Raw genomic sequence first — 25988 nt, 5'->3', positions numbered from 1 at the left:
TAGGCAAAAAATTAAGCAGGAGCAAAGCAGTAATACGCAACAAGCTACAGTACAGGAAGAAAAACCTGTTACTGGTCGAATGACAAATTCATTCAATCAAGCCGATTTAGAAAAAGCTTGGGAGAAAATGCAGCAGACTGATATTGCGGGTAATCAACATTTCAACAAAATTATTTTGGAAGATGGAGAGCCAGCGCTTAATGGAAAACACAGTATTGTGGTAACATTGGGTAATCAAGTTTTAAGAGAATATTTTACCAAGTTTAAACCTCAATTATTCAAATTCTTATCAGAAGAATTACAGAATGATCTGATTCATTTAGATTATACCATAGCTACTCCAAAAGCTGGAAAAAAGAGGATTTATACCACTCAAGATAAGTTTGAATATCTCGCTAATATAAATCCTGCGCTGGTTTCATTAAAGAATAAACTGGGTTTAGACTTCGATAATTAAGAAAACTGATTGAAGGTTGAAAATCACAAAGGAGTTTTACGAAAACGAAGATGTAGTTGATGTTGCCAAACAGCTATTAGGCAAGATGTTATGCACTAATATCGATGGCGTTTTTACCTCTGGAAAAATTGTTGAAACCGAAGCTTATTGTGGTGCAATAGATAAAGCTTGCCATGCACATTTAAACCGCAGAACAAAGAGAACAGAGGTTATGTTTGGCGAAGGCGGACATGCTTATGTATACCTTTGCTATGGAATTCACGCACTTTTTAATATTGTAACCAATAAAAAAGGTAGTGCAGATGCTGTGTTGATAAGAGCGATAGAGCCGGTTGCTGGTATAGATACTATGCTTGAAAGAAGAAAAATGGATAAAACGGCTTACAGGCTTACTGCTGGGCCAGGCATTTTATCACAGGCTTTAGGTATTGATACCAGTCACTATGGGACTGATCTTGTTGATAATTTGATCTGGTTGGAAGATCACAAGGTAGTTGTTGATAATAATGAAATTATCTCGAGTGCCCGGGTAGGTATCGATTACGCCGGGGAAGATGCGTTGTTGCCTTGGCGTTTTAGGATAAGGGATAATAAATGGTGTAGTAAAGCAAAATAATTATTTACTCACCATAAATTTTTTAGTTACTAAATCTTTTCCTTCAACACTTAGTGTATAAAAATATACACCTGAACTAAAATCTGATAGTTGGATAGTCAAGCTGGTTTCTCTTTGAGATAAATTGTAAATGCCCATTTCGCTACCTAGTATATTTCTAAATATAATAGTAGCACTAGTATTGTTATCTAGAATACGATAGTCTAAAGTTATCGAGTGCACTGCCGGATTAGGATAAATATTCGACACATATAAATCGTCAGAATCCCACAGTTTATCTGGTTCATTGTTTCCGGTTGCCAACATGGCCGAAACCGAAAGCATTACTGTTAATATAATTTTAGCCTGTAATTTTCTTACCATATTTTCAGGATGTTAGCTGTGTAAATAATGTAGTCTTGTGTTGTTTGGATGACCTAGTCTAAAAACTAACAGGAATGAAACCTGTTTAAAAAAATGAAAAAATCTTGATACAAATATAGCTTAATAACATACATGAGGTAAGCAAATGGATGTACTAACCCCTGTGAAAAATTACATTGTATGTATATTGTCTTTATTGCGAGAAAAGCAGTTATGCACATTGTTCTAAAAGTGCTAGTTTTTTATATTTTGCTAAGGTATGTGTATGATAGCCTTGTGAAAATGTAATATTTGATGATTTATGAAGAATAAATTGTTAAAATCGTAATTAATTGAATTTAGAGAAATGCTTTTTGAAGCCTTATTCAAAGTCATATAAATACCGGCTTTTATCAAAGAATGATTTTTTTTTAGCATATACTATTAATCTTACATATAACTGGCATGAGACAAGTCTGCTTATTACTTCAAATTTTAAGATTTGAGCTAGTAGTAAATAGTAATTTTAGAAGATAATTTATGATTTTCTGGTGTATTGCTTATCTTAGGAAATTTAAATTATCAGAGCAGTTAATTGAAAAGTGTCAATTTTGTCAATACTGCTATTAAAATACACTAGATTCAAAATAAAATCTATTTATGACTACACAATCACAAAAGACCGGAATAATGAGCCATCCTAAGGGATTGAGAACATTGTTCATGACTGAAATGTGGGAGAGGTTCAGTTATTACGGCATGAGGGCTATTCTTATACTTTTTATGACTACAGATGTAGCCAAAGAAGGTATGGGGCTAGACGAAGAAACAGCTGGGGCAATTTACGGACTTTACACTGCTGGAGTTTACCTTTTTACTTTACCCGGTGGCTGGATAGCAGATAACATATTAGGCCAGCAGAAAGCAGTTTGGTATGGAGGTATACTTATTATGATCGGGCACATATTATTGGCTGTACCTGGATCAAATATGATATTTTTTAGTGGATTAGCTTTCGTGGCAACCGGAACTGGACTTTTAAAACCGAACATTAGTACAATGGTTGGTGACCTTTATCCAGAAGGTGGTGCAAGAAGAGATGCAGGATTCTCTATATTTTATATGGGTATAAACATCGGTTCATTTTTGGGGCAGGCATGTGTGAGTTTATTAGGAGAGAAAGTAAACTGGCATTATGGTTTTGGTTTAGCTGCAATCGGGATGCTTTTCGGTCTTATTCAGTTTAGGTTAACTAGTAAATCTTTAAAAGGAATAGGAGTAGCTGCAAAAGCAAAAGAAGATACCAGTACACATCTTCCAACTAATAAAGGCTTAACTCTTCTTTTATCTGGTTTCCTAATAGTTTTAGTTACCATTGCTCAATTTACTGGTTATATAGACCTAACAACTGCCAGAGGTTTTGCAGAAGCAGTTGGTTTTATCATTGTATCGGTTACAGTTATTTACTTTTTAAATATTCTTGTTTCTGGTGGATTAAATGCACAAGAGAAGAAAAAAGTAGGTGTAATTTTCCTTTTGTTTGTGGGTTCAGCAGTATTCTGGGCAGGTTTCGAACAGGCAGGTAGTACATTGAATTTATTTGCCAGAGATTATACTGATAGAATGATCGGCGGATTCGAACTTCCCGCTGGTATGCTTCAAAATGTAAACCCGGGTTTTATCATCATTTTTGCGCCTATACTTGGTGCTCTTTGGGTAAAACTTGCTGCTAAAAATCTTAATCCATCTACTCCAATAAAATTTGGAATTGGTCTTATATTAATGGCTATTGGCTTCTTTATAATGTTTTTAGCTGCCAAGATAGTTGTTGAGTCTAGCGGTAAAGTAGGCATGTTCTGGTTAGTTGCTACATACTTCTTCCACTCAGTAGGTGAAATTACTTTGAGTCCAATTGGATTAAGTGCGACTACTCAGTTGGCTCCGGCAAGATATACTGGCCAGATGATGGGTATCTGGTTTGTAGGTACCTCACTCGGTAACTTAATTGCAGGTTTATTCGCTGGCGGATTTAATTCCGAGTCGTCAGATTCCTTGCCATCACTGTTTATGTCTGTGGTAATGTTAGGAGTAGGTGCTGGTGTAATATTCTTTATCCTTACACCTTGGGTTAAAAAGTGGATGGGAAATGTGAAATAAACATCTCAACACTCGAAAAATAAATAAAGGCAATCATTATGGTTGCCTTTTCTTTTTGTTTATTTCAGTAAGAAATACTCGGTTTGTATTTTTGTTGAACTCTCACGATCAGCTATAAGTTTTTTGATTGTAATTTATAAACAAACTAAAGAATGGATACCCCAAATAAAATCGACATATTAATTGTTGGAGGTGGACCAATTGGACTCGCCTGTGGTATAGAAGCAAAAAAAGCAGGATTATCTTATGTTATACTTGAAAAAGGATGTTTGGTAAATTCGCTATATAATTATCCAGCTAACATGACTTTCTTTTCAACTTCAGAAAAGTTGGAGATTGGTGGTGTTCCTTTTATTTCTCATGGTGATAAACCAACTAGAAGCGAAGCGCTTGAATATTACCGAAGAGTGCAACAGAGTTGGGAATTAAAGGTGAACCTTTACGAAAAAGTAGAAAAAGTAACACCAGGAACAGATACCAGATTTCAAATTAAAAGTTCTAAAGCGACTTATAATGCAGATTCTGTTATTGTTGCCACTGGTTTTTACGATAAGCCAAACCTAATGAACATACCGGGTGAAGACTTACCAAAAGTAAAACATTACTACGATGAGCCTCACCCATATGCTAATCAAAGAGTATTAGTGGTAGGTGCTGCTAATTCTTCTGTAGATGTGGCTCTAGAAACCTACAGAAAAGGTGCTGAGGTTACAATGGTAGTTAGGGAAGAAGAAATAAGCTCAAGAGTTAAATATTGGGTAAGACCAGATATTGACAACCGAATTAAAGAAGGTTCTATTAAAGCTTATTTTAAATCTGAAATGATTGAGATTAAAGAGCATGAAGTAATTATTAAGACTTCAGAAGGTCTCAAGTCTATCCCGAATGATTTTGTAATGGCAATGACTGGCTATCAACCAGACTTTAGCTTTTTACAAAATATAGGAATTGAGTTATGCAAAGATGAAACCCGCAAGCCAATGCACAATGAAGAAACATACGAAACAAATATTGCTGGTTTGTACTTAGCAGGTGTAGTATGTGGTGGCATGATAACTACCAAGTGGTTTATCGAAAACTCTCGTGAACACGCAGAAATTGTAATTAGACAAATTCAAGGTGAGAAAGAAGTTACTAAAGTAAATTAGTAATTTCCCTTATATCAAAATAAGTATAAAGCTCGGTTTTCCGGGCTTTTTTCTTTTGAGTGTACCTCAACTTTAAGGCTGTAATCTGGGCTAAAAGCTTAAAAATGTTATATTTACTTTTTTACCAATCCCCATATTACCATTACTACACCATGATGTTAAGTACAACAGACTGGGCAATAGTTATTCTGTATCTCATCGGAATGATCTTGCTTAGTGTTTATCTCTCCCGCGGACAAAAGAATCAAAAGGATTATTATTTAGGAGGTAATTCAACAGGAGCGTTTCCAGTCGCCATTTCGATTATGGCAACTCAGTGCTCTACCAATAGTATTTTAGGTGCACCAGCCTTTGTCGCCTTTTCTTTAGGAGGAGGTCTATTATGGTTGCAATACGAACTAGCAGTTCCATTTGCTATGATCTTCCTCATGATCTTTTTACTCCCTTTGTTTAAGAGGCTTAATATTATCTCTGTTTATGCTTATCTAGAAAAGCGATTTGGAAAAGAGACTAGAACTGTCCTAAGTGTTTTCTTTCAGTTTTTTAGGGCTTTTTCGGCTGGGATAACAGTTTACGGAATTTGTATTGTAATCGAATACTGTACAGGTATTTCCTTTTTCTGGTCGGTGGCTGTTTTGGGCATCGTTACAGTTATTTACGATTCAATAGGAGGGATGAAAGCCGTAATCTATTCAGATGTTATTCAGATGGTAATATTATATGCGGCTATCCTTTTTGCCATCTATATTAGTTTGGATATTATCGGTGGGTATGATGCTGCCATAAATGCTTTTGATAGTAAGAGATTACAAGCTATTGATTTTAGCCATACTGGTTTCGATGGAAAAGACTTTGCCTTTTGGCCTATGCTAATAGGTGGCTTTTTTCTTTATGTGGCATATTACGGTACAGATCAAACTCAGGTGCAGCGCCAGCTTTCTACCAAAGATGCTAAAGGAACAAACATGTCTTTGTTCTTAAATGGAATGTTGCGTTTTCCACTGGTGCTCACTTATTGCTTTTTAGGAATTTGTATTGGAGCTTATGTAGTTACCAATCCTGATTTTTTTAATGATTTGCCCCTAAAAGCAAATGAAGAACCTAATTACAATTTGGCGGTTCCCATTTTTGTAATGCAAAAGTTCCCAATAGGTTTTATTGGTTTGTTTATGGTAGGCTTGTTTTCTGCTGCTATGTCATCTTTAGACTCAATTATTAACTCACTGAGTGCCACTACCATGCAAGATATTGTGAAGGGATATTTTGCCAATTCCTTAAATACAAAAAAGGAGTTTTACCTTTCTAAAGTATTTACAGTTTTTTGGGGTTTGGCCATTTCGGCTTTTGCTTTTTTTGTTGGGGGAATTTCAGATTCTATCATCGTATCGATCAATAAAATATCTTCACTGGCAAACGGGCCAATTCTCGGTGTATTCGTAATGGGAATTCTTATAAAAAGAATAAACAATGTTGGAGCTATTTTAGGCTTACTAATGGGCTTTGTAACCAATATGTTGCTGTGGTTTTTTGTGCCAAATATTTCGTGGCTTTGGTGGAATGTAACTGGTTGTGTAAGTGCTATTGTATTCGGATATTTCGGTAGTTTGATCAATCCGAAACCTATCCAAGAAAAAGTAAAAGGTTTAGTGCACGAAGGTAAACTAACCGAAGCTTTTAACTTGAGTGGATACTGGGGAAAATACTACCTTGCATTAGCTGCATATGGCATTATCATGCTCATTTTTTTAGGTGCATTTTAATGTTTGAGAATAAAAAAAAGCCATCAGCGCTAATTGATGGCTTTATATAATCTTTCAAAATATTAATGGTCAAAAAACTCAAGTTTGCCTTCGTAATAACCAGTAATATTTTGCTCTCGATCGGTTACAAACTCGTAGTTTATTTTATAATTGTTGTCACCTAAATTCTCGATTTTTATTTCTCCTTCTTTTCCTGTTACTCCATAGTCAACTTTATCAGGGTCATAGTCTTCACCTAGTTCTTCAAGTTCAAATTCCAAGCTTGAATACATTATACTTACAAAGCTAATGTTATAGGGTTCCCAACAAACTTCATTTGTTGGACATATAACTGGCAGAACGTAGTTATAAGTACCACTTGGAAGGTTATCTGATTCTGGTGAATAAATTATCAGTCTTATTTGATTTCTTCTATAAGCACAATCAACTGCATTAGTATCGATACTGCAATCTCCATCGCTTAAAAACAATGCAAACTCTTGCCCTTCTTGCTTCGGATCCCCAAGTTTTAAAAAGCCATATGGAGTGTCAAAGTAATAACCATTCATTTCAAAATAGTGATTGATGTTATATTCTATTTCATGCTCTTCTTCGTTACAAGCGGCAAAAATTATTAAAAGTGGTAGTAGTAATGTGCTAATTCTATTCATAAAATGATTTAGTTGATTTTATTTAACATGCTTTTTTAGATATGACAATTCGAAGAAAAGATATGTCAAAAATAATTACTAAAATTTGGTTAAAAAACACTTCAGATTACTAGAGCTAAATCAGGTCAACAAGATAACTTGCTAAACAAAAAAAGAGGATTTCTACGAAAGAAACCCTCTTTAAATCTTAAACTCAAAGAGTTGTAATCTTACTTCATCTCATTAAGCACATCGACCAATTTCTCGAAAACCTCTTTCGAGTGTGTTGGGAAGTTGGCAATACGTATTTGAGTAGCTTTATTTTTACCATAACCACTACCAATTACAATTCCGTGCTCTTTTACTTTGGCGATTAACTCACTAGCAGGCATTCCTTTTACTTCACCCACCAATACAGTTTTTGAGCGATGTGTTTCGTTGGCAACTGCATGCGAAAACATCGGGTGCTCATTATACAAATAGTTAATTAGGGCAGCTTTGTAATTGGTCTCTTGGCGAATTACATCAACCCCTCTTCTAAGCATATCTTCACACACCTTACCCAAAACATAAATACCCAATACGTTTGGAGTTTCAGGAGTTTGATTATTTACTGCTTTTTCTAGTAAAGATTCTATGCTGTGGTAAGTACCTGTAGGAATTTGTTTCTCAGTTAAAGTAGTAGCTTTTGAAACACAACGCTCATTAAAAATCCAAACGCCGAGTCCGGCAGGCATTCCCATTCCTTTTTGTACTGAGAAAAATAAAGAGTCTATCTTGTTAAAATCTATATCTAAATAAGGAACAGAAGAAACTGCATCTATAGCAATTAAGCATTCAGGATATTTTTTTCTTAATGCATAAATCTCTTCTACAGGAACAGATACACCGGTACTGGTTTCATTTTGCGTAATACAAAGCATTTCTGTATCAGTAGGTACATCTATTTCATCAGCAGTAAACCCTTCGCCTAAAGGCTTCTCCAATTTAATGGCATTTTTACCTAACATTCCCGAAAACTCATAAAAACGTTTGGAGAAAGAACCATTTACCAAATGGTATGTCTGGTTTTCTACACAGTTTTGAATAAGTCTTTCCCACACTTCTGTAGCAGAAGCTGTAAAAACGATATGATAACTTTCTGGCACATTAAGTAGTGCTCTTACATTATCAACAGCGGTTTTATAGTAAGCTTCAAATGCTTTACTACGGTGAGAAATAGCGCAAGCATTTTCTTTAAGTGCTTGTCTAATGTGATCTTCAACTGTAAAATACAGTTCACTTGGTCCGGGTGTTAGAAATACTGGCTTCATTTAATCGCTTCTAAAAATCAAAGTTCAAAGCTACACAAAAAGTAAAAAGCTAACATAGTTTTCATAACATCCTGCATAAAAAAATTATTACTCTTATTTTTTAGGTAAAGACTGATTGCCAATTTTTCAGTTTTAATAGGCTGATTTTATGAGATTTCAAAAGAAAGATTTATCTTGACAAGAGATCGAAGCTATTTACATAATGCAGAATAAGAAGCGAGTATTTATATCTTATGGAAGAAAGGAAAGTCGCGATTTTGCCAATCGTCTTTATCTTGCTTTGGAAAAGATAAATATAGATGCGTGGTTTGATTTTGTGAACATTCCAAAGGGAGACGATTTCCAGAAAAGGATTGAAGATGGAATTGAAAGTGCAGATAATTTTGTTTTTTTAATAGCTCCGCATGCCATACAATCAGAATACTGCTTGCATGAAATAGAAACAGCTATCAAATTTAATAAGAGAATTATCCCTATTATGCATATTGAGCCAGCTCAAGGCGATGCTGCTTGGGATAAAATACATCCGGCAATTAGTAAGCTCAATTGGATTAATTTTAGAGAAAAGGCCGATCTAACGCTGGCAATAGAAGAGTGGGAAGATATAGACGATTTTGAAGCTGCATTTGAAGAGTTAATACAAGTATTTAAAAGAGATGAAGAATATATCTCTCAACATACCAGTATTTTACTTTCGGCACTTATATGGGATAGAAAGAGGAGGATGCCCAATTACCTTCTAGCCGGGCCAGAGCTTTTTGCAGCAACCGAATGGTTGGCAAAAGAATTTCCACCACCATTACAAGCACCATGTGTTCCTACTAACTTGCAATGTGAATTTATTTGTGAGTCTATAAAGAATGCAAACAACCTCATGGCAGATGTCTTTATGATTTCGTCGTCGTGGGATGACCCTTGGAGGGAGTTTTTAAGAATGATCTTGGCAAGAAACCTATTTACCTCTTGGCGCTATTCTTCAGATTTACAGGCTGGTTTAGAAGAAAAGGATGTAATTAGAGAAGGAATTGAAGGGGCAGACATGGTTTTCTTTTTGGTTTCGGAGCAGTCTATAAACTCAGGTAGATGTTTAGACGAATTGGAAATTGCTGCCTTCTATAATAAAAAGGTAATTCCGGTAATTGTGCAAGAATTGCCAGCTAATAGCGATTTGCCAGAGAAACTCAAGAACCTGAGTAGCATCAACTTTACGCAGATTAAAGATATAACTCAGGCAGATCCTATGCTCATGCAGCATGCGCCAGAAGTAAACACTTTAATTGGTGAAATTGATACTGAAAAAGGTTATTTCCATAAGCATAAACTCTTTTTAACCAGAGCACTTAAGTGGTCGCGAATGGATAAAAACGATAGTTTCTTAATGCGGGGCTATAATTTATCCGAAGCACAAACTTGGTTACAAGAGGGTTTAACTCGCTCGAAATACCGACCTACCGATTTACATCAGGAGTTTTTAGAAGCCAGTGCACTAAAGGTGGGTACTTTAGAGTCTGAAGTATTTATTTGTTACTCACAGAAAAATGCAGATTTTGCCCGTAAGCTCAATCTTAAGCTGCAAACTTTTGGTAAAAATACTTGGTTCGACCAAGAGAGTTTGATAGGTGCTAGCAACTTCGAAGAGGAAATCTTTAGAGGTATAGCTGTTTCAGAAAACTTTGTGTTCATTATTACGCCAGAGTCAATAGCATCGGAGTTTTGTGCAAAAGAAGTCGATTTTGCTGCGGCTCAAAATAAGAGATTTATTCCTATCTTACTCGAAGAAACCTCACCTGAAAACATACCTCAGCAATTAAAGAGAATTCAGTGGGTAGACTTTAAGCACAAAACATTTGAAACGGCTTTCGGGAGGTTAATCCAAGCGATTAATATAGATAGAGCCTATGTACAGAAACATACACGTTTACAGCAACTCGCACTCGAATGGCAACACAAAGGAAATAGTAACGACTTATTAGTAAGAGGAGATGAGTTTACTTCGTCTCAGCAATGGTTAGACGAATCGCTTCAAAATAAGAAAGAACCTGCTGTTACTGTATTGCAACGCAGTTTTATCGAAGCCAGTGAAAAGGTTAAAATTCAAGAAGAGAAAAAAGCTTTAAACCATAGAAACTGGCGAAGGGCGGCTCGTATTTCTTTAATTATCTTACTGGCTTCTGGTGTTTTTTTTCTTGCGTATCAATCGAGACAATCGATGTTAAAAGAAGAAGAAGCCAGAGAAAAAGCGGCTTTAAACTATGCTTATGCAGCCAGACAAATCCTCAACGAAAACCATGCACCTAAAAGGGCTTTGAGTATTGCCAAAGAAGCGGTTAGACTTATCAATCAAAATTCGATTTATAAACTTATTCCATATTTCAGAGATATTTTTACTTCGCTAAACTTTGTGGATTTGCCACATAGTTCTGGAGTTTTAGGTGTCGATTTTTCACCCAACTATTCAAACAGGGTAATATTAAGCTACTCTGAAAAGAACCTGAAAATCTGGGATTTAGAAGGAAAGTTAATTAAAACAATTCCGATTGCTAGCAATATTGTAAAGGCTGGTTTTTCTCCCGATCAACAGCGTTTATATGTGCTAAATGGGCAAAATAAATTACTGCTAATAAGCGATTTCTTAACAGATGAGTTGCAAACTACTACCCTTCAAACAGGAGATGAGATTACAGATGTGATCTTTAAAGATGAGGGGAAAGAAATAATTATTATCTATAAAGAGATAGCTGCAAGATTATGGAATGCAAATGGTGGATATATTCGCCCTTTTAACCATAAAGGACAGGTTACAGGAGGAATCTTAAGCCAAAATCAAGAATTTCTGCTCACATTTTCGAATGATAAAACTGCAAGATTATGGAATGCAAATAAAATTATTGAACCAAAGTATTTAACCTGGCATGATGCACCCATTATTGATGCAGACATTTCTGAAGATGGAACTCGTGGGGTAACGCTAGATAACAAAGGTTATGCAGCCATTTGGGATCTACAGGAAAATAGAATTGTAAAATCTTATGAAGATATAGCCAACATTAAGCTCACAGCAGAAGAGGATCTTATAGTTTTAAAAGACAAGAATAAGAAAGTAAGACTAGAAGATATTAGCGGACAGTTTTTCACAGAGTTGATGACCTACAAGCAATTTAATTCGGGTATAGATACTTTGATTTTAACTGAGAAAAAAGATGGAATTCTCACTTACTCTAAAAATGGTTCTGCGGCATTTTGGAAGCTAAACGGGGTTTTAAGTACAGAAATTGATTTGATGGAAGATAATGAGAAGGTAGATGAAATGGTGGTTTCACCAGATGCCAACTATATACTCAAATCAGATAGTAAAGGAACTGTAACCATTTGGGATATAGAATCTGGCAGCAGAATAGCCAGTTTAAAAGCGCATAAAAGTGCTATTAAAGAAGTGGTTTTTCTTCCAGATAGAAGACAATTACTTACTGCTTCATTAGACAATTTGGCAAAAAAATGGATTTTTAGAGATACTACTCTCGATAATGTATTGAGTACTGCCAAAGCTAAACCTGTTGAGATTAAACAAAATATCGAAAACTGGTTAGCAAGTGTAAAGGCTGATACTTTAAAAATGGCTGCGGTTGATAAAATTAGAATTGGTCTGCTAGACGATTTTGATACCATTATGGCTATCAACGATTCATCGGAATTGTATACTTATGCGGAGCATTTTAAAACAGATGCTGAGAATACTTTTGATTCAACTATTAAAGCAGAAAGTTATCGAAAAGCATTTAAACTTTACGAAAAGATAAATGATACATTGGCTTACCGAACTATTTATTCGGAAGTCGCCGTAGCAGATATTTTGTTTGAAACAGGAAGGGAAGTTGAGTTTGAAGATTTTTTTCATCCGGATAACCTGCAAGAAAATTTATTTTTAGCGCAGTATATTTCTCAAAAGTGGAGTAAAAGAAAACCAACAGAGCGTATCGAAGCATTTACAGTTATAAAAAATGTTTACGATGATGTTCTGCAAAATATAAAAAACAATACTTATCAGGTGTCGGCAGAGCGAGAAACACTTATTAAAAGAAGAGCTGCTGATAATTGCAACTCACTTTCTTACTATGAGTTATTGGGTGGTGATGTTGCAAAAGCTAGAACCTTGGCAGAAGAAGGATTTAATATAGATAGTACCTACGAATGGATTAATACAAAGCTGGCTTTGGCATATTTATACGATGGTGATTTTGATAAAGCTTTAGTTTTATTGAAAAAAATGAAAGGCGAGCATTTTGGTGTAGATAATTATTACAGCAAAATGAAAGACTACATCGCTACCGTAGATTCTACCCACTTGGCTCAAAAAACTAGCGAAGATATAGAAGCATTTACCCTAGAAAATGTGCTTAAGAGCTATAAAAATAAGATTACACCTGAGCAACAGCAAGAAATACAGACTCTTTTAACAGAATAAACACGGTCTCAAAAATGAAAAAGCAGGCCTGCCGTTTAACTTCTGTTTTTATATTTTAAAAAAACAATTCAAATCTATTCTTGATTTATTTTTATAAGGTTTTTATAGAAAGTTTCTTTAATATATATTTGCCAGCGATACTCGATATTTAACAAAAACAGATATACCAAATGGAGTTAACAACAGTGGTTGTTTCATCGATTGTGGCATTTACGCTGATAATACTACTACTAGTAGTAATTCTGTTATTTGCTCAATCTAAATTAGTACAAAGTGGTGACGTAAAAATCGTTATCAACGGAGATGAGAGTAAGCCTTTAGTCGTATCAGCAGGTGGGACATTACTTTCTACTTTATCAGGACAAAAATTATTCTTACCTTCTGCATGTGGTGGAGGTGGCACTTGTGCCATGTGTAAGTGTATCGTTCAAGAAGGTGGGGGAAATGTGCTACCTACAGAAGTTGGACACCTGAGCCGTACTGAGCAGAAAGAAAACGTAAGACTGTCTTGTCAACTAAAAGTAAAACAAGATTTAAGAATCAAAATACCTGAAGAAGTATTTGGTGTGAAGAAATGGGATTGTGAAGTTGTTTCCAATTACAATGTGGCTACTTTTATTAAAGAGTTTGTTGTAAAACTTCCAGAAGGTGAAACACTTGATTTTGAGTCTGGAGGTTATATTCAGATTGACGTGCCTGAGTGTGAAGTGGATTTTAAAACAATGGATATTGCTCCAAGTCCAGAAGACCCTGCAGGTAAAGATAAATTTAAACCAGACTGGGATAAGTTTAACCTTTGGTCATTAAAAATGACAAACGATGAACCTATCTTTAGAGCATATTCTATGGCTAACCACCCCGCTGAAGGTAACATAGTTATGTTAAATATCAGGATTGCTACTCCACCTTGGGATAGAGCTAATAACAAATGGATGGATGTTAATCCAGGTATTTGCTCTTCTTATATTTTCAGTAGAAAGCCAGGTGATAAGGTAACTGTTTCGGGTCCATATGGTGAGTTCTTCATCAAAGATACCGACAAAGAAATGATCTATGTAGGTGGTGGGGCAGGTATGGCACCACTTCGTTCTCACATCTTCCACTTATTCCATACATTAAAATCAGGACGTAAAGTAAGTTTCTGGTATGGTGGTAGATCTAAAAGAGAATTATTCTACACTGAGCACTTCAGAAAAATCGAGAAAGAATTCCCTAACTTTAAATATCATATCGCACTTTCAGAGCCATTACCAGAAGATAACTGGAAGGTAAAAGAAAATATCGATGCTGAAGGTGACGGATTTGTAGGTTTCATTCACAATGTGTTGATAGATAACTACTTGAAAGCACACGAAGAACCAGAAGAAATCGAGTTCTATTTCTGCGGACCTCCAATGATGAATGCAGCTGTTGTTAAAATGTGTGACGACTTTGGTGTTCCACCAGAAAACGTATCTTTTGACGACTTCGGTGGATGATCTGGTGAAGGAATCAAAATAGAGATGAACAATCATATAAGTATATATAAGCCGCAAGGGTCACCCTGCGGCTTTTTTGTTGCCTAAATTTTAATGGAAATTTAGAGATGGTGAAAAATCGGAACTAGTCGAATGTGTCTTTGATATAATATAATTTGTTTTAGAGAGACTCTAAAAATAGTTATAGCTTGATAAGGGTCTAGTCTAGTTAAAAATCTCATTTTGACATTATTTAGCTACTTTTCTGCCAAACTGTATAAGTTTTTTTCGAGACTTAGTTATATATATTGTAATAGTAACTGAGCCGATAAGTTAAATCCAAATTGAAAAAAACACGCCTATCTATTTTTCTTGCATTTACTGCAATTACAATCTTTATTATTCTTAAAACAGATTTCGATGTAGTTGATCTTTACTATTTAAAAATGAAATCTGATTATTTTTTAGCGGATAAAAAGAATTACGACTACAATACTGAGATTGATGAGATTGTACTAGTAAACTACTTACATCTTTCTAGAAAAGAAATAGCTAACCTAGTTGAAATTCTTGAAAAAGGTAAACCTAAAGTAATTGGCATACATGCTTTTTTTGAAGGCGAAAAAGAGAACGTAGAAGATAGTTTATTTCAAGAAATGCTATTTAAGTATGATAATATTGTATTAGAAAGCCATCTAGAGTATGATGAAAATAATGTAGTAAGACTAGAATTGCCCTTTTTTGATACTACGTCTTATCAATATGGTTTTAATAATTTAGTTACTGTTGATGTGCCTCAAGATGGAACGATGGCTACAGATGCCATATATTATTATGAGAGCGAAGAATTAGAAAAGCAGTATAGTTTTGTTTCTAAAATAGTATCTAAATACGATTACAATAAGTTTAATGCTCTTGTGAGTAGAGGTAAAGATGAAGATGAGATATTTTTTTATGGCAATATATATTCTTTCCAGTATTTGTCTGGAACAAAAGAATTGATGGCTCAGGAGAATTCAATTGATTTAGAAGGGAAAATAGTATTAATGGGTTATTTAGGTGATTTTTTTGGAGATACATCAAGCAACGAGAATGTTTACTATTCCCCATTGAATAGCGATCATTTCGAAAACCCCGATATGTTTGGTGTGGTGGTAATGGCTAATATTTTAAAGATGATTTTAGATGGGAAATACATCGAGAGTGCAGGATTATCTTTGTTATTAGTGATAGTGTTTTTTATAGTTGGAATAAATAGTATAATTTTTTTATCTCTATTAGGGAGGTGGTCAGAGAAAAAAAGATATTTCTTTATTTCAATTTTTCTTTTAACCATTGAGTGCATCATCTCTTTTATCCTTTCTTATTATTTATTTTCTAATAACAGATATGTACTTCCATTAAAAGAGATGACTGTATCATTTTTAGTGAGCTATCTTTTTATCGAAGGTTTTAGATTAATCAAATCAAAAACTAACTCGTCACTTCCTTTAAGATCTTAAATAGTAAAAATCAATATCTTTGCTGTAAAGTAATTTAATACTAGATTAAAGGCTCGATATGGGAGTTTATACCTTTAAAAGGTAAATGAATTTAACTAGTCGAACGTGTCTCACTTCGACTTTTCACTATCCAAACAATTTTAGCGAGATGCTAAAACTAGTAATAGACACTAAAACCAGTCAGTCAAAGCTTCATAATCTTAGAATAAAAAAAGGCCAGCACTTTCGTGCTAGCCTCTTAAAAGTTTCCTATCTATTAATATTCTAGTTTGTTGCTTCATCCATAATACCTCCGGTTAGTCTTAAGAGTGAGATATTAGACTCAATTAAATTGTAAGTGGCTTGTAAATCTTCTAGTGAGTAGTTTAAATAGTTGATTTGTACATCACGAAAATCGAATGAGCTAATAGTACCCGTTTTAAACTGTTCTTCGCTTAAAGAGAGGTTTAGCTCTGCCGACTCTTTTCTTCTTTGAGCAATGCCTTTTAAATCTAATCGATTGTTATACAAATCGTACTCAGCCACCAAATCTCTAGAAAGCGATCTTTTTAAATCTTCGGTTCTTAGTTGGCCAATGTCATAATTTATTTGTGCATTCTTAATTGCTCGCTGAATCTTGCCGCCATTAAACAAATTATAAGTGAGTGTAAAGTTAATGCCAGTATTAGTAGTTCTTGCTGTACTGATAGGCTCAGTATCTGGGTTATTTGCTAAAATACTTGACCCTGATAAATCTTGTCTATTTCTATCATATGAATAAGAAGCTCCTAAAGAAACTGTCGGGTACATATCTGCTTTAGCTAACCTATAATCTTCTTTTAAAATAGCTTGAGTTATAAATTCTTTTCTAAGATCGGCATTGCTGTCTGTCATCTTAGTATAAAGGTTGTCGTACTCGTAATTGATAGCTGTAAATTCTAGAGAATCGGTAAAATTGTAGTCTTGATTTACAGCTTCTATACCCAATAAAATATTGAGGTCGCGTACAGCATTTCTGTAAACATTCCCTTGGTTAATGAGATTAAGCGAATCGGTTAAGTAGTTGCCTTCTTCTAACAATACATCTGTAGTAACTGCACTACCGAGTTCTTTTTTGAGCATAATGTACTCGTATCTATCGCGAGAAACATCAAGTGTAGTTTTTAAAACTTCAATTCTTTCTTTTTCATAAACAGCGGTGTAATAACCAAGAATGATGGATTGTATAGTATTTTGAATAACGATTTCTGCATTACCTTCAGATTCTGCCTGTAATCTGGCTAATCTGGTTTTGGTAATGTTGGCTCTAAACCCATCAAAAAGTGTCCAGTTTAGAGAGATTATCGGATTGATATTATTCGATTGAGTAGTACCTTGAAAAAATGATGCAGGGTTTGCTACATCTCTCCAACTATTATTGTTTTGTAATTGAAAATCCAATGTCGGATACCTGCCTGCTTCTCCCCAGTTATTATTGTTTTCGGAAATATCAACAGTCTTTTCCTCAATTCTAATATCATAATTGTTTGCCATTCCTATTTGTATGGCATCAGACAGAGATAAAGATTCTTGAGCCTGAGCAGATAGATTAAATAAAATGAGTAGTGATAGAAGTGTGTAGCTTTTAAGTAATAAGTATTTCATATTTTGGGTTTTACAATGCCAATATAGAATGCTGCACTTAAGCAATAGTCTTGTAAATAAATATTTATAAAAATCTTTTAAATTTAATCATAATGCAAGGGTATTTTTTTTAATTAAGACAAATGTAGATTTATTCCGCCTTAACAGCTCTTATACCCCTGCAAATGTTCCTATTAAGCAAGCAACGTTTCCTTCTCTTGGTCTATAATTACCCTTTCGACTTCTTCGCGTTCTGGCTTTTTGCCTGTCCAAATCCATTGGCTTAGCATTCTTAGATCATTAAAGAATAAGATTAAAACTGGGAAGAATAAGAGAATGATGAAAGTACCAATCAAAACGCCATAAGCGATAGACACTGCCATCGGGATTAAAAACTGCGCCTGAAAACTTTTTTCCATCAGTAAAGGCATTAAGCCTAACACAGTGGTGAGAGATGTTAGTAAAATAGGTCTAAATCTTGAAACACCTGCATCAAATGCCGCAGCTTTTACGGTCATGCCATCGAGTAGGTTTCTATTGTACTTATCGAGAAATACTACAGCATCATTAATAATTACACCAGACAGGGCGATCATACCCAATGCACTCAGCATAGAAACCGGAATGCCTTGCACACCATGCCCAAGAATTGCAGCAATCCATCCGATAGGTACCATAAGCATCACCAATAATGCCTGATAGAAAGATTTAAAATTGAGAATAATGAGTAAGAACATTACCATAAATGCTGCACCGAAATACATACCTAGTTCTTTTCCGGCACGAGCACTTTCTCTGGCTTGTCCGCCATAATCTATATCTACACCCGGAAACTGCGCTTGTAATTCTGGTACAATATCTTGTTTCACTTTTTCGAGAATTGGCGGTACTTCACCAAAAGGATCGAGCATGTCTGCATCTACCGTTACTGTTCTTGAAACCCCATAATGTCTAATGTCTGCCACACCACGACCAACACTGTAATTGAGCATCTCTCCAATATCAAATTCCTTTTCGCCAGACTTTATTTTCATACCATCTAGTTTACCTACATCAGTTCTGCCAGAGTTAGGGTAACGTACCCAAACTTTCACCTCATCGGTTCCTTTTTGCAGGCGTTGTACTTCTTCACCAAAAAATCCTTGTCTTATTTGTTTAGAGATCTCATTGTGCGTAAAACCTAAGAAATAAGCCTTTTGCGTAAGCTCTAACTGCAATTCTCTTTTACCAGTGGTAATGTTATCGTTTATTTCTTTTAATTCGGGAATCTCTCTTAATTGTGCTTTTAAAAACTCTTTTGCATCAGTAAGCTCCTCAAAGTTTTTGCCCATTAATCTAATGGAAACTGGCTTACCAAAACGATTACTACCACCTATGGTGAATTTTTCAGCTTCGGGAATATTGCCAATTTCTCTCCTAATTCTTTCAGATAAATCGAAACTGGTTATCGGGTTTCCATCTAACTCTCTGTGGAAAATGTTAAGTGAACCAACATGTCCGCCAGTGCCACCAGTTCCATCGCCACTGCTACCTACATTGGCAAAAGTAAAGTTGATAAAGTTGGTAGTATCGTTGTGTTCTTTTTTTAAGTCTTTGTTGATTTGCCAGACTACATTCTCAAAGTTTTGAATATGCTTTTCAACTTCGCTTTCTCTTGTTCCTGCTTTAAATTCCAGATTTACATTAATGCTGTTAAATGGAATATTTGGGAAAAATGTTGATTTGATAATACCACCACCAAGCAAACCGAAAGTAATCGGGAAAAGCGCAAAAATAATGGCAACAGAAATGTATCTGTTTTCCATTGTAAACTTCAATCCATTTCCGTAGATATTGTCTTTTAAGTAAGTAATCCCTTTATTAATAGTATTTCTTACTTTGCCAGAGCGATTTTTTGAACGCAATACATGATGGCTTGCCAAGTGAGCTGGTAAAACAAAAAATGCTTCTAATAGAGAAAACAATAGGGATAACACCACTACCACTGCCATTTCAAAAAAGAACTCCATAGTACCATCTAGCAATAATAAAGGTAAGAAAGCTACTACTGTTGTAAGTACAGAAGTTGTTACCGCAGAGAGTACTTCCATAGTACCATCTACTGCTGCCTGATACGGGTTTTTACCTTTTTCGAAATGAGAAAAGATGTTTTCTGCAATTACAATTCCATCGTCTACCAAGATACCCACAACCAGAATCATCCCGAAAAGCGAGATCATGTTGATGGTTATACCAACAAACTGTGCCAACACAAACATGCCCAAAAAGCTTGAAGGAATACCCCATGCAACCCAGAAAGACAGACGCACGCTTAAGAAAATACCTAAAGAAAAAATTACTAATATCAATCCTGTTCCGCCATTTTCTAAAAGCATATTTAAACGCTGCTTTAGAGTATCGAAAAAGTTGAAAGAGATAATTAGCTCCAATGAAGGATGTTTGGCATTGAACTCATCAATATAGTTTTCCATAAAATCGGAAATCTCTTCGATGTCTTCTTCTGGTAGTTTATCAACACGAATAAATACAGCTTCTTTGCCATTTAAAGTAGATCGGTTGGGAACATCTTCAAACTGTTCTGTGATTTTGGCAACCTCTCTTAAAAGCAATTTGCTACCATCGTTGTTAGCTCTCAACACAATTTCTCCGATCTGGTCGGCGGTAGTTTCTTTAGCTCTAGAGCGAATCAAAATTTCCTCATTGCTACCTTTAATCGAACCGGCAGAAATATCGATGTTATTCATCTTTACAGTTTGCGCGAGCTGATCAAAAGTAAACCCATACCTCAGCAAATCGTCTTCGCTCACCTCGATAGAAATTTCTCTGTTCGGATAACCCATTAACACTACCTGAGAAATAATGCCAGAAGCCAACAAATCATCTTCGACTTCTTCTGCATATTCTTTTAAGGTAAGCAAATCTGTATCGCCAGTTAAGCCCACCCACATGGCCATAGACCTTGGCTTTTGTTTGTAGATAACTGGTCTTTCAGCTCCTCCGGGAAATGAATTAATTCTGTCTACTGCATTTTTAATTTCAGTATACACCTCATCAATATCATACCCTTTTAGAGTAGTTACATTGATGGAGGCACTGTTTTCTGATGAAGTAGAGTTCATTTCATCAATACCGGGGATGTTATGTATGGCTTCCTCCACTTTTAGTGTAACACCTTCTTCCATCTCTTCTGGAGAAGCTCCCGGATATGTTACCTGTATATTTATCTCCCGTGTTTTAGTTTCGGGAAAGAATGACTTTTTCGTACTCAAAATACTCAGACCACCAGCAATTATAGTTACACCGATAACTAGGTTCGAGAGTATCTTGTACTTAACAAAATATTCTATAAAGGTTTTCATTACTAGATTTTAGCTTGTTAATAAAGAGACCTGCTTAATTATTTGCTATCAGTGTTAGCCACTTCTACATTAATTGGCTCTTTTAGTTTGGCAACTTTCATATTGTTATAAGCATTTACCAAAGGCTCTATTACGATATCTTTTCCAGCGTCTATACCAGTAAAAACCACCGTTTCAGAATTAATTTTGTGGATTTTAATATCATTTACTTTAAGTAAACTATCTTCTACGGTGTAAACTTGAGAACCATTAAAAACAGCATTTCTAGGAATTTCCATGCCTTCGTTTACCACTTTACCAGGCATAGATGCACGTAGATACATACCTTCGTATACTTTGTCTTGTCCGGGATAAAGCTGTACAAACACATCGATAGATTGCGTGTTTTCATTTACAAAATCACCAATTCGCACAATCTTACCTTGCCATTGTTGCATGTTATTTTCAGAAGAAATGTTGATCTCTTTTCCGATTTTTAACCAGCTTACATCATCAATAGAAACCGCTACTTTTAATTCTAAATTATTGGTTTCTAATATTTTAGCTATTTTATTTCCTGCGCTAGCAAATGTGCCCGGATAAATGCTTACTTCCGAAATGGTACCATTAAATGGCGCGTATATTTTGTGTTTTGTTATATTAAATTCATCGGAACGGATTGCATAAAAATCGGTAAAGATGCTTTTGGTTGCCAGATAGGTTTTCTCCTGATTGTTTCTGTACTCAGGTAATTCTGGTAATGGTTTATCTAATTCTATCGACTCAAAATATGCTTGCCAAGTATCAAAACTTTTTGGGTAGTCAATTTTAAAATCTGGTAATATAGATGCAATGCTTTTTAAGAAAGTACTCTTCTTAGACTTAAGCTGTAATTTGGCTTCGGTATCATCAATAGAAAACAACAAGTCTCCTTTTCTAAACTTTTGCCCTTCTTTTAAAGGAATGTTACCATTGATAATTCTGCCTTTAACTTCTGCAATTACATCTAATGGTTGAGATGAACTAGTGCGACCAAAACCTTCGACCTTGGTAAGAACATCAGAATAAATTATTTTTTCTGTTTTTACGAATTTAACACTTTCTGCTACTGCTTTTTGTTCTGGTAGTTCTTTCATTCCTGAAAATAAGCTCATAAGGCCAAAGGAACCTCCAACAATCACAATAACTATAATGATGGTAACAATCTGCCTGGTTTTCATACAATCTATTTTCGTTTATTTTACAATATTATTGATTAATCAGGCTGTAGTCGGCTAATCTTACATAAGTGGATATTAAACCTGCTATCTGGTATTTTTTTTTAATTAGTTTTAAGGCAGGTTGTTAAATGTGAACTACTGGCGTAATTTTGAACTTATGGAAAATTTGAGTGAAAAAATAGCAGGAATGCTGCTCGATATTGAGGCAGTAAAAATTAGTCCTGAGAAGCCATTTACTTGGGCATCAGGCTGGAAATCACCTATTTACTGCGATAACAGACTTTCGCTTTCTCATCCTTCTGTGAGAACATTTATGAAAGAATCGCTAGTTTCTTTGATAAAAGAAAAGTTTGAAAACATAGACGGAATTGCTGGTGTAGCTACTGCTGGAATACCTCAAGCTGCACTTATTGCAGATGCAATGGAGTTGCCAATGTTGTATGTGCGCTCTAAACCAAAAGGGCATGGCAGAGAAAACATGATTGAGGGAAGCATGCCAACAGATACTACTTTGGTGGTAATCGAAGATTTAATTTCTACGGGTGGTAGTTCACTAAAAGCAGTTGAAGCTTTAATAGAAGCAGGTTATAAAGTGGCAGGTTTAACAGCTATTTTTACTTATGGTTTTGATGTAGCTGTTAAAAACTTTAGTGATGCTAGAGTGCCTTTCTATACTTTATCTTCATACACAGAATTATTAGGAGTAGCTGTACAAAAATCTTATATTAAAGAGAGTGAACTTGAATCGTTAAAAGCGTGGAGAGAAGATCCGGGTTCATGGGGAAAGTAAGTAGAACATGCAGAATGATTCAGGAAATACTTGGATAAAATCTAAAATTGATAGTAATAAGCCCAAAGCAGTTTTTATACTCGTACATGGGTTAAACAATCAGGCTAAATTGATGTATCCTTTTGCTGATGCTATTGCAGCAGAAGGATACAGTGTTTATGTGCCTGTGCTCGATGGGCATGCAAACGATTATGCAAAGTTTAAAGTGATTGAGAAAGAAGACTGGCTTTGTAACATAAAATCTGCTTACGAAATCGCTTTGGCAGAAGCAGAAAGGCTCAATTGTCCTTTAGCTTATATTGGTTTTTCTTTAGGTGGTTTATTAGGCTCACTGGCAAAGTCAGAAGGATTTATGCCAAAGGTTGAAAAGCTAATTTTACTGGCTCCGGCACTAGAAATGACTTTCTTTTCTAGTTTGATTAGACCTTTACTGCGATTTAATTTACAGTTTGGAATTCCTAGTAGAGCACCTGGTGCTTACAGGGCTCATTCTTTTATGCCGGTTAAAGCGTATAAAACCTTATTTGAGCTTAAAAAGCAATTGGATAGGGGAGTGCTTGAAAAATTAAATATTCCTACACTTTTGTTTATAGACAAAAAAGACGAGTTGGTAAGCTTTAAAAAGCTGATGAACTTTATCAGTTTGCATCAGCTTTCTAATTGGAATGTGAAAATTTTATTGAGCAAAAAGAACAGAGGTATCCACCATATGATTGCCGATCCTTATTATGCAGGTGACCATAACTGGCGATTAATGGTAGACGAAACCTGTAATTTTTTTACTAATAGCTAACCTCAATATCATTTGGATTCACTTCTTCGCCTTCTGGCCTGTGTTTCCATCTTTCGTGCATCCAAACCCATTGTGTTGGGCTTTCTCTAATAAAGTCTTCTAATGCTTTTGAGAATAAAGCGGTGTTTGTAACCAAGTCTTTGTCGTAATCTCCAGTTTTTACCACTTCAATTTCTGGTTTGAATACGACTTTTTGTCGGCCATCTTTACCGAGAGTAGCTGCCATTGGTACTATAGCTGCGTCTGTTTTTAGTGCAAGCAATGTGGCTCCTATTGGAGTCTTTGCTGGTATTCCAAAGAAATCTACAAAGGTACTTTTAACTTTTGTATCCTGATCGATCAAAATACAAACAACTTTTCCAGTTTTTAAACCTCTTATTAATTTGATGGTATCTTCTCCACGATAGATATTTTCAATACCTCTACTGGTTCTGTTTTTCACTAATAATCCATCCAGCTTGGGGTCTTTCATTCTAGTACCAATCACAAAAGTAGGATAGTTTCTTAAAGCTACATTGGTTCCTGTGAGCTCAAAAGCACCTAAATGGCAGGTAAGGCAAATTACTCCTTTTCCCTTTTTGTAGGCCTTTTCAAGGTGTTCTTCTCCTTCTGTATCAACTACTTTTTCAAATTTCTCTAGTGATTTTACACTTAGAAGTCTTACAATATCGGCAAAGTTTTTACCGATGTTTTCATACACTTCTGCTGCCATCTGATGGATTTCTTCTTTCGACTTTTCCTTCCCGAAAGCCATCGTAAGGTGTTTGATGGTTCTGCGTTTTGATTTTTTAGCAAATTTATAAGCTAGTCTACCTAAGGTACCATAGAAAGATACTACCCAGTTTCTCGGGAATATCTCTGATAACCAGATTAAAAATTTCACTAATAAAAAGAGCACATTATACTTGATCTCTTTTCTTAGTTTTTTACTCATTATACTGCTATTTACTGGTAAATGAATTTAATTGGGTGGCAAATTTAAACAACAGGGCATTAAACCAAATGGTTTAATGCCCTTATATTATTTGTAAGTGATTATAATTCTTACAGCCTAGTATTAATAATATTATTATACATAGAGCCGAAAGTGTAGCTTAAACCTAAGCCTACATACATTTCATAGTCAGTCGCTACTTGTGTTTGAGAAAGTAGTATATCTTCGAGTGAGGTTTCTCCTATTGGCAGGTAAATCTGGTCTCTTATAAAATTAAGTTCTCCATTAACTCTTAATGCTAGGCCTTTAAAAACCCTCACATTAATGTTAGTATCCATTTCTAATCTGTTTTTTGCCGGATCGTTAAAATAGTGTGAGCCAGCCATACCTGCAAAAACAGAGCCCCAAGGTTGTCTAATTCTTACAGCCAAATTAATAGACTGTTTAGTGAGCATTTCGTGCATTTTGAAAAATACAGTTTCTTCCAGATAATCGTACCTTACAAAGTTTACTCTGTAAGCAAGTGTTACCTCTTTTTTCATTACCTCTTTATAAGGGAAAAGGCTGTATTCCAATGCAGGTGCGAGTGTCATGTGCAGATCAATGTTTCTGTAAGTATCTTTACCGATATTTCCAGACATACCTGCTGACCAGTGATCGCCCAAACTTTTTACAATACTGGCATCAAAAAGATTTCGGAAAATATTACTGGTTACTGTTTCCCCATCATCTTCGTAGGTTTTTCTGTTTGTATATGAATACAATCTAGATCTAAACCTCCATTCTTCGGTAATTCTGTCGGCATCGATACCATATCGGTAATTTAGGATAGTTTTTGCACTCTCCTTGTTAAAATTACCGTTCGCATAAACTTCAAAAATCCAGCTATTCCATGGGTCTTTCTTTTTATCACTCACTTCTTGTACATCGTCTTGAGGGATGTTAATTGCTACCTGAATTTTATCGACTAGTTCGGTTTTATTAAGGTAAGGTATTAAGCCTACTTTAATAATATCAACCAAACCATTTCTTCTTTTGTCCCAGGTATCAGTTTGTGGTGAAGTGAAAGAAAGAGTGTAATCTAGACCTGCAAAGTCTTTCTTACCCATAAAATTAAGCTCATATTGCTGGCTTCCGCTACCCGTTTGTTGCTGTGTTACGAAAATGTGTACTTGAGCAAGTTGCTGGTCAATAACATAGTTGATGTAATTGATTTGCTGGCGGGTATAGGCAATGTCGCAGCCTCCACAGTCGAGATAGACATCTAAATACGTTTTTCCTGATGATTGCGCCATAGCGCTTTTGTCAGAAAAAGCATTAAAGATTGATAGTGTGAAGGTCAGAAATGTAAGTGTAAATAAACGTGCAGTAATAGTCATTCCCATACAAATATTCGAAAAGATAGTTTTTACTAAACTAAATTTACGGATATCGATCCTCGTTTAAAAAGACCTTTCTGTGAATCGGG

Annotated in this window: 18 protein-coding genes; 10 read left to right on the top strand and 8 right to left on the bottom strand. The window is 35.3% G+C overall.

All coding sequences use genetic code 11. The annotated features are described in order from the left end of the window. Nucleotides 1-79: 79 nt before the first annotated feature. Together OQ292_RS04285 and OQ292_RS04280 are read left to right on the top strand one after the other, a co-directional pair. On the top strand, nucleotides 80-457 hold the full coding sequence (locus OQ292_RS04285; protein ID WP_284684814.1) for a DUF8493 domain-containing protein: 378 nt from the start codon (nucleotides 80-82) through the stop codon (nucleotides 455-457). Between the two features lie 16 nt (nucleotides 458-473). Continuing rightward, entirely contained in the window at nucleotides 474-1073 is a 600-nt protein-coding gene (locus OQ292_RS04280) for a DNA-3-methyladenine glycosylase (RefSeq protein WP_284684813.1), read from the top strand. On the opposite strand, the gene OQ292_RS04275 is transcribed toward OQ292_RS04280, so the two are convergent. Then, nucleotides 1074-1436, bottom strand: a complete 363-nt coding sequence (locus OQ292_RS04275) for a T9SS type A sorting domain-containing protein (RefSeq protein WP_284684812.1) — start codon at nucleotides 1434-1436, stop codon at nucleotides 1074-1076. 639 nt (nucleotides 1437-2075) lie between these two features. On the opposite strand from OQ292_RS04275, the gene OQ292_RS04270 reads away from it, so the two are divergent. The 3 genes from OQ292_RS04270 to OQ292_RS04260 all read left to right on the top strand — a co-directional run bounded on the left by OQ292_RS04270 (nucleotide 2076) and on the right by OQ292_RS04260 (nucleotide 6480). Then, nucleotides 2076-3572, top strand: coding sequence for a peptide MFS transporter (locus OQ292_RS04270; RefSeq protein ID WP_284684811.1), 1497 nt, complete (start codon nucleotides 2076-2078; stop codon nucleotides 3570-3572). Between the two features lie 152 nt (nucleotides 3573-3724). Beyond that, the gene (locus OQ292_RS04265) at nucleotides 3725-4720 is read left to right on the top strand and encodes a YpdA family putative bacillithiol disulfide reductase (RefSeq protein WP_284684810.1); all 996 of its coding nucleotides are present in this window, start codon (nucleotides 3725-3727) and stop codon (nucleotides 4718-4720) included. A gap of 104 nt (nucleotides 4721-4824) precedes the next feature. Continuing rightward, entirely contained in the window at nucleotides 4825-6480 is a 1656-nt protein-coding gene (locus OQ292_RS04260; RefSeq protein WP_284684809.1) for a sodium:solute symporter family protein, read from the top strand. A 62-nt stretch (nucleotides 6481-6542) separates the two neighbouring features. Here the strand turns inward: OQ292_RS04260 and OQ292_RS04255 are convergent, their stop codons facing one another. After that, a complete protein-coding gene (locus OQ292_RS04255; protein WP_284684808.1) occupies nucleotides 6543-7130 on the bottom strand; it encodes a hypothetical protein in 588 nt (195 codons plus the stop codon). 209 nt (nucleotides 7131-7339) lie between these two features. Beyond that, entirely contained in the window at nucleotides 7340-8422 is a 1083-nt protein-coding gene (locus OQ292_RS04250; protein WP_284684807.1) for an aminotransferase class V-fold PLP-dependent enzyme, read from the bottom strand. Nucleotides 8423-8624: 202 nt separating this feature from the next. Here OQ292_RS04250 and OQ292_RS04245 point away from each other — a divergent pair, with 202 nt between their 5' ends. From OQ292_RS04245 to OQ292_RS04235, 3 genes are all read left to right on the top strand, one after another. Continuing rightward, nucleotides 8625-12884 (top strand): toll/interleukin-1 receptor domain-containing protein, encoded by a 4260-nt coding sequence (locus OQ292_RS04245; protein WP_284684806.1) that lies wholly within the window; start codon nucleotides 8625-8627, stop codon nucleotides 12882-12884. A gap of 170 nt (nucleotides 12885-13054) precedes the next feature. After that, the gene (nqrF, locus tag OQ292_RS04240) at nucleotides 13055-14362 is read left to right on the top strand and encodes an NADH:ubiquinone reductase (Na(+)-transporting) subunit F (protein ID WP_284684805.1); all 1308 of its coding nucleotides are present in this window, start codon (nucleotides 13055-13057) and stop codon (nucleotides 14360-14362) included. Nucleotides 14363-14685: 323 nt separating this feature from the next. Next, complete coding sequence (locus OQ292_RS04235; RefSeq protein ID WP_284684804.1) at nucleotides 14686-15843, top strand: CHASE2 domain-containing protein; 1158 nt, start codon at nucleotides 14686-14688, stop codon at nucleotides 15841-15843. Between the two features lie 264 nt (nucleotides 15844-16107). Here OQ292_RS04235 and OQ292_RS04230 read toward each other — a convergent pair whose 3' ends face one another. The 3 genes from OQ292_RS04230 to OQ292_RS04220 form a co-directional block, all read right to left on the bottom strand. Further along, nucleotides 16108-17466, bottom strand: coding sequence for a TolC family protein (locus tag OQ292_RS04230; protein ID WP_284684803.1), 1359 nt, complete (start codon nucleotides 17464-17466; stop codon nucleotides 16108-16110). Nucleotides 17467-17639: 173 nt separating this feature from the next. Continuing rightward, nucleotides 17640-20804: an efflux RND transporter permease subunit gene (locus OQ292_RS04225; RefSeq protein ID WP_284684802.1), complete on the bottom strand. Its 3165-nt coding sequence runs from the start codon at nucleotides 20802-20804 to the stop codon at nucleotides 17640-17642. Nucleotides 20805-20842: 38 nt separating this feature from the next. Next, entirely contained in the window at nucleotides 20843-22003 is a 1161-nt protein-coding gene (locus tag OQ292_RS04220) for an efflux RND transporter periplasmic adaptor subunit (protein WP_284684801.1), read from the bottom strand. A gap of 157 nt (nucleotides 22004-22160) precedes the next feature. Here OQ292_RS04220 and pyrE point away from each other — a divergent pair, with 157 nt between their 5' ends. Further along, on the top strand, nucleotides 22161-22793 hold the full coding sequence (gene pyrE / locus OQ292_RS04215) for an orotate phosphoribosyltransferase (protein WP_284684800.1): 633 nt from the start codon (nucleotides 22161-22163) through the stop codon (nucleotides 22791-22793). 7 nt (nucleotides 22794-22800) lie between these two features. After that, entirely contained in the window at nucleotides 22801-23586 is a 786-nt protein-coding gene (locus OQ292_RS04210; protein WP_284684799.1) for an alpha/beta hydrolase, read from the top strand. On the opposite strand, the gene OQ292_RS04205 is transcribed toward OQ292_RS04210, so the two are convergent. Both OQ292_RS04205 and OQ292_RS04200 read right to left on the bottom strand, forming a co-directional pair. Then, complete coding sequence (locus OQ292_RS04205) at nucleotides 23576-24520, bottom strand: lysophospholipid acyltransferase family protein (protein ID WP_284684798.1); 945 nt, start codon at nucleotides 24518-24520, stop codon at nucleotides 23576-23578. The two genes, OQ292_RS04210 and OQ292_RS04205, sit on opposite strands and share 11 nt — an antisense overlap. Before the next feature lie 110 nt (nucleotides 24521-24630). Beyond that, complete coding sequence (locus OQ292_RS04200) at nucleotides 24631-25815, bottom strand: hypothetical protein (RefSeq protein WP_284684797.1); 1185 nt, start codon at nucleotides 25813-25815, stop codon at nucleotides 24631-24633. Nucleotides 25816-25988: the final 173 nt, after the last annotated feature.

This window comes from Chondrinema litorale (assembly GCF_026250525.1).
GTDB classification, from domain to species: domain Bacteria; phylum Bacteroidota; class Bacteroidia; order Cytophagales; family Flammeovirgaceae; genus Chondrinema; species Chondrinema litorale.
The sequence above is the reverse complement of the archived record's forward strand: the minus strand, read 5'-3'. Positions and strand labels throughout refer to the sequence as shown.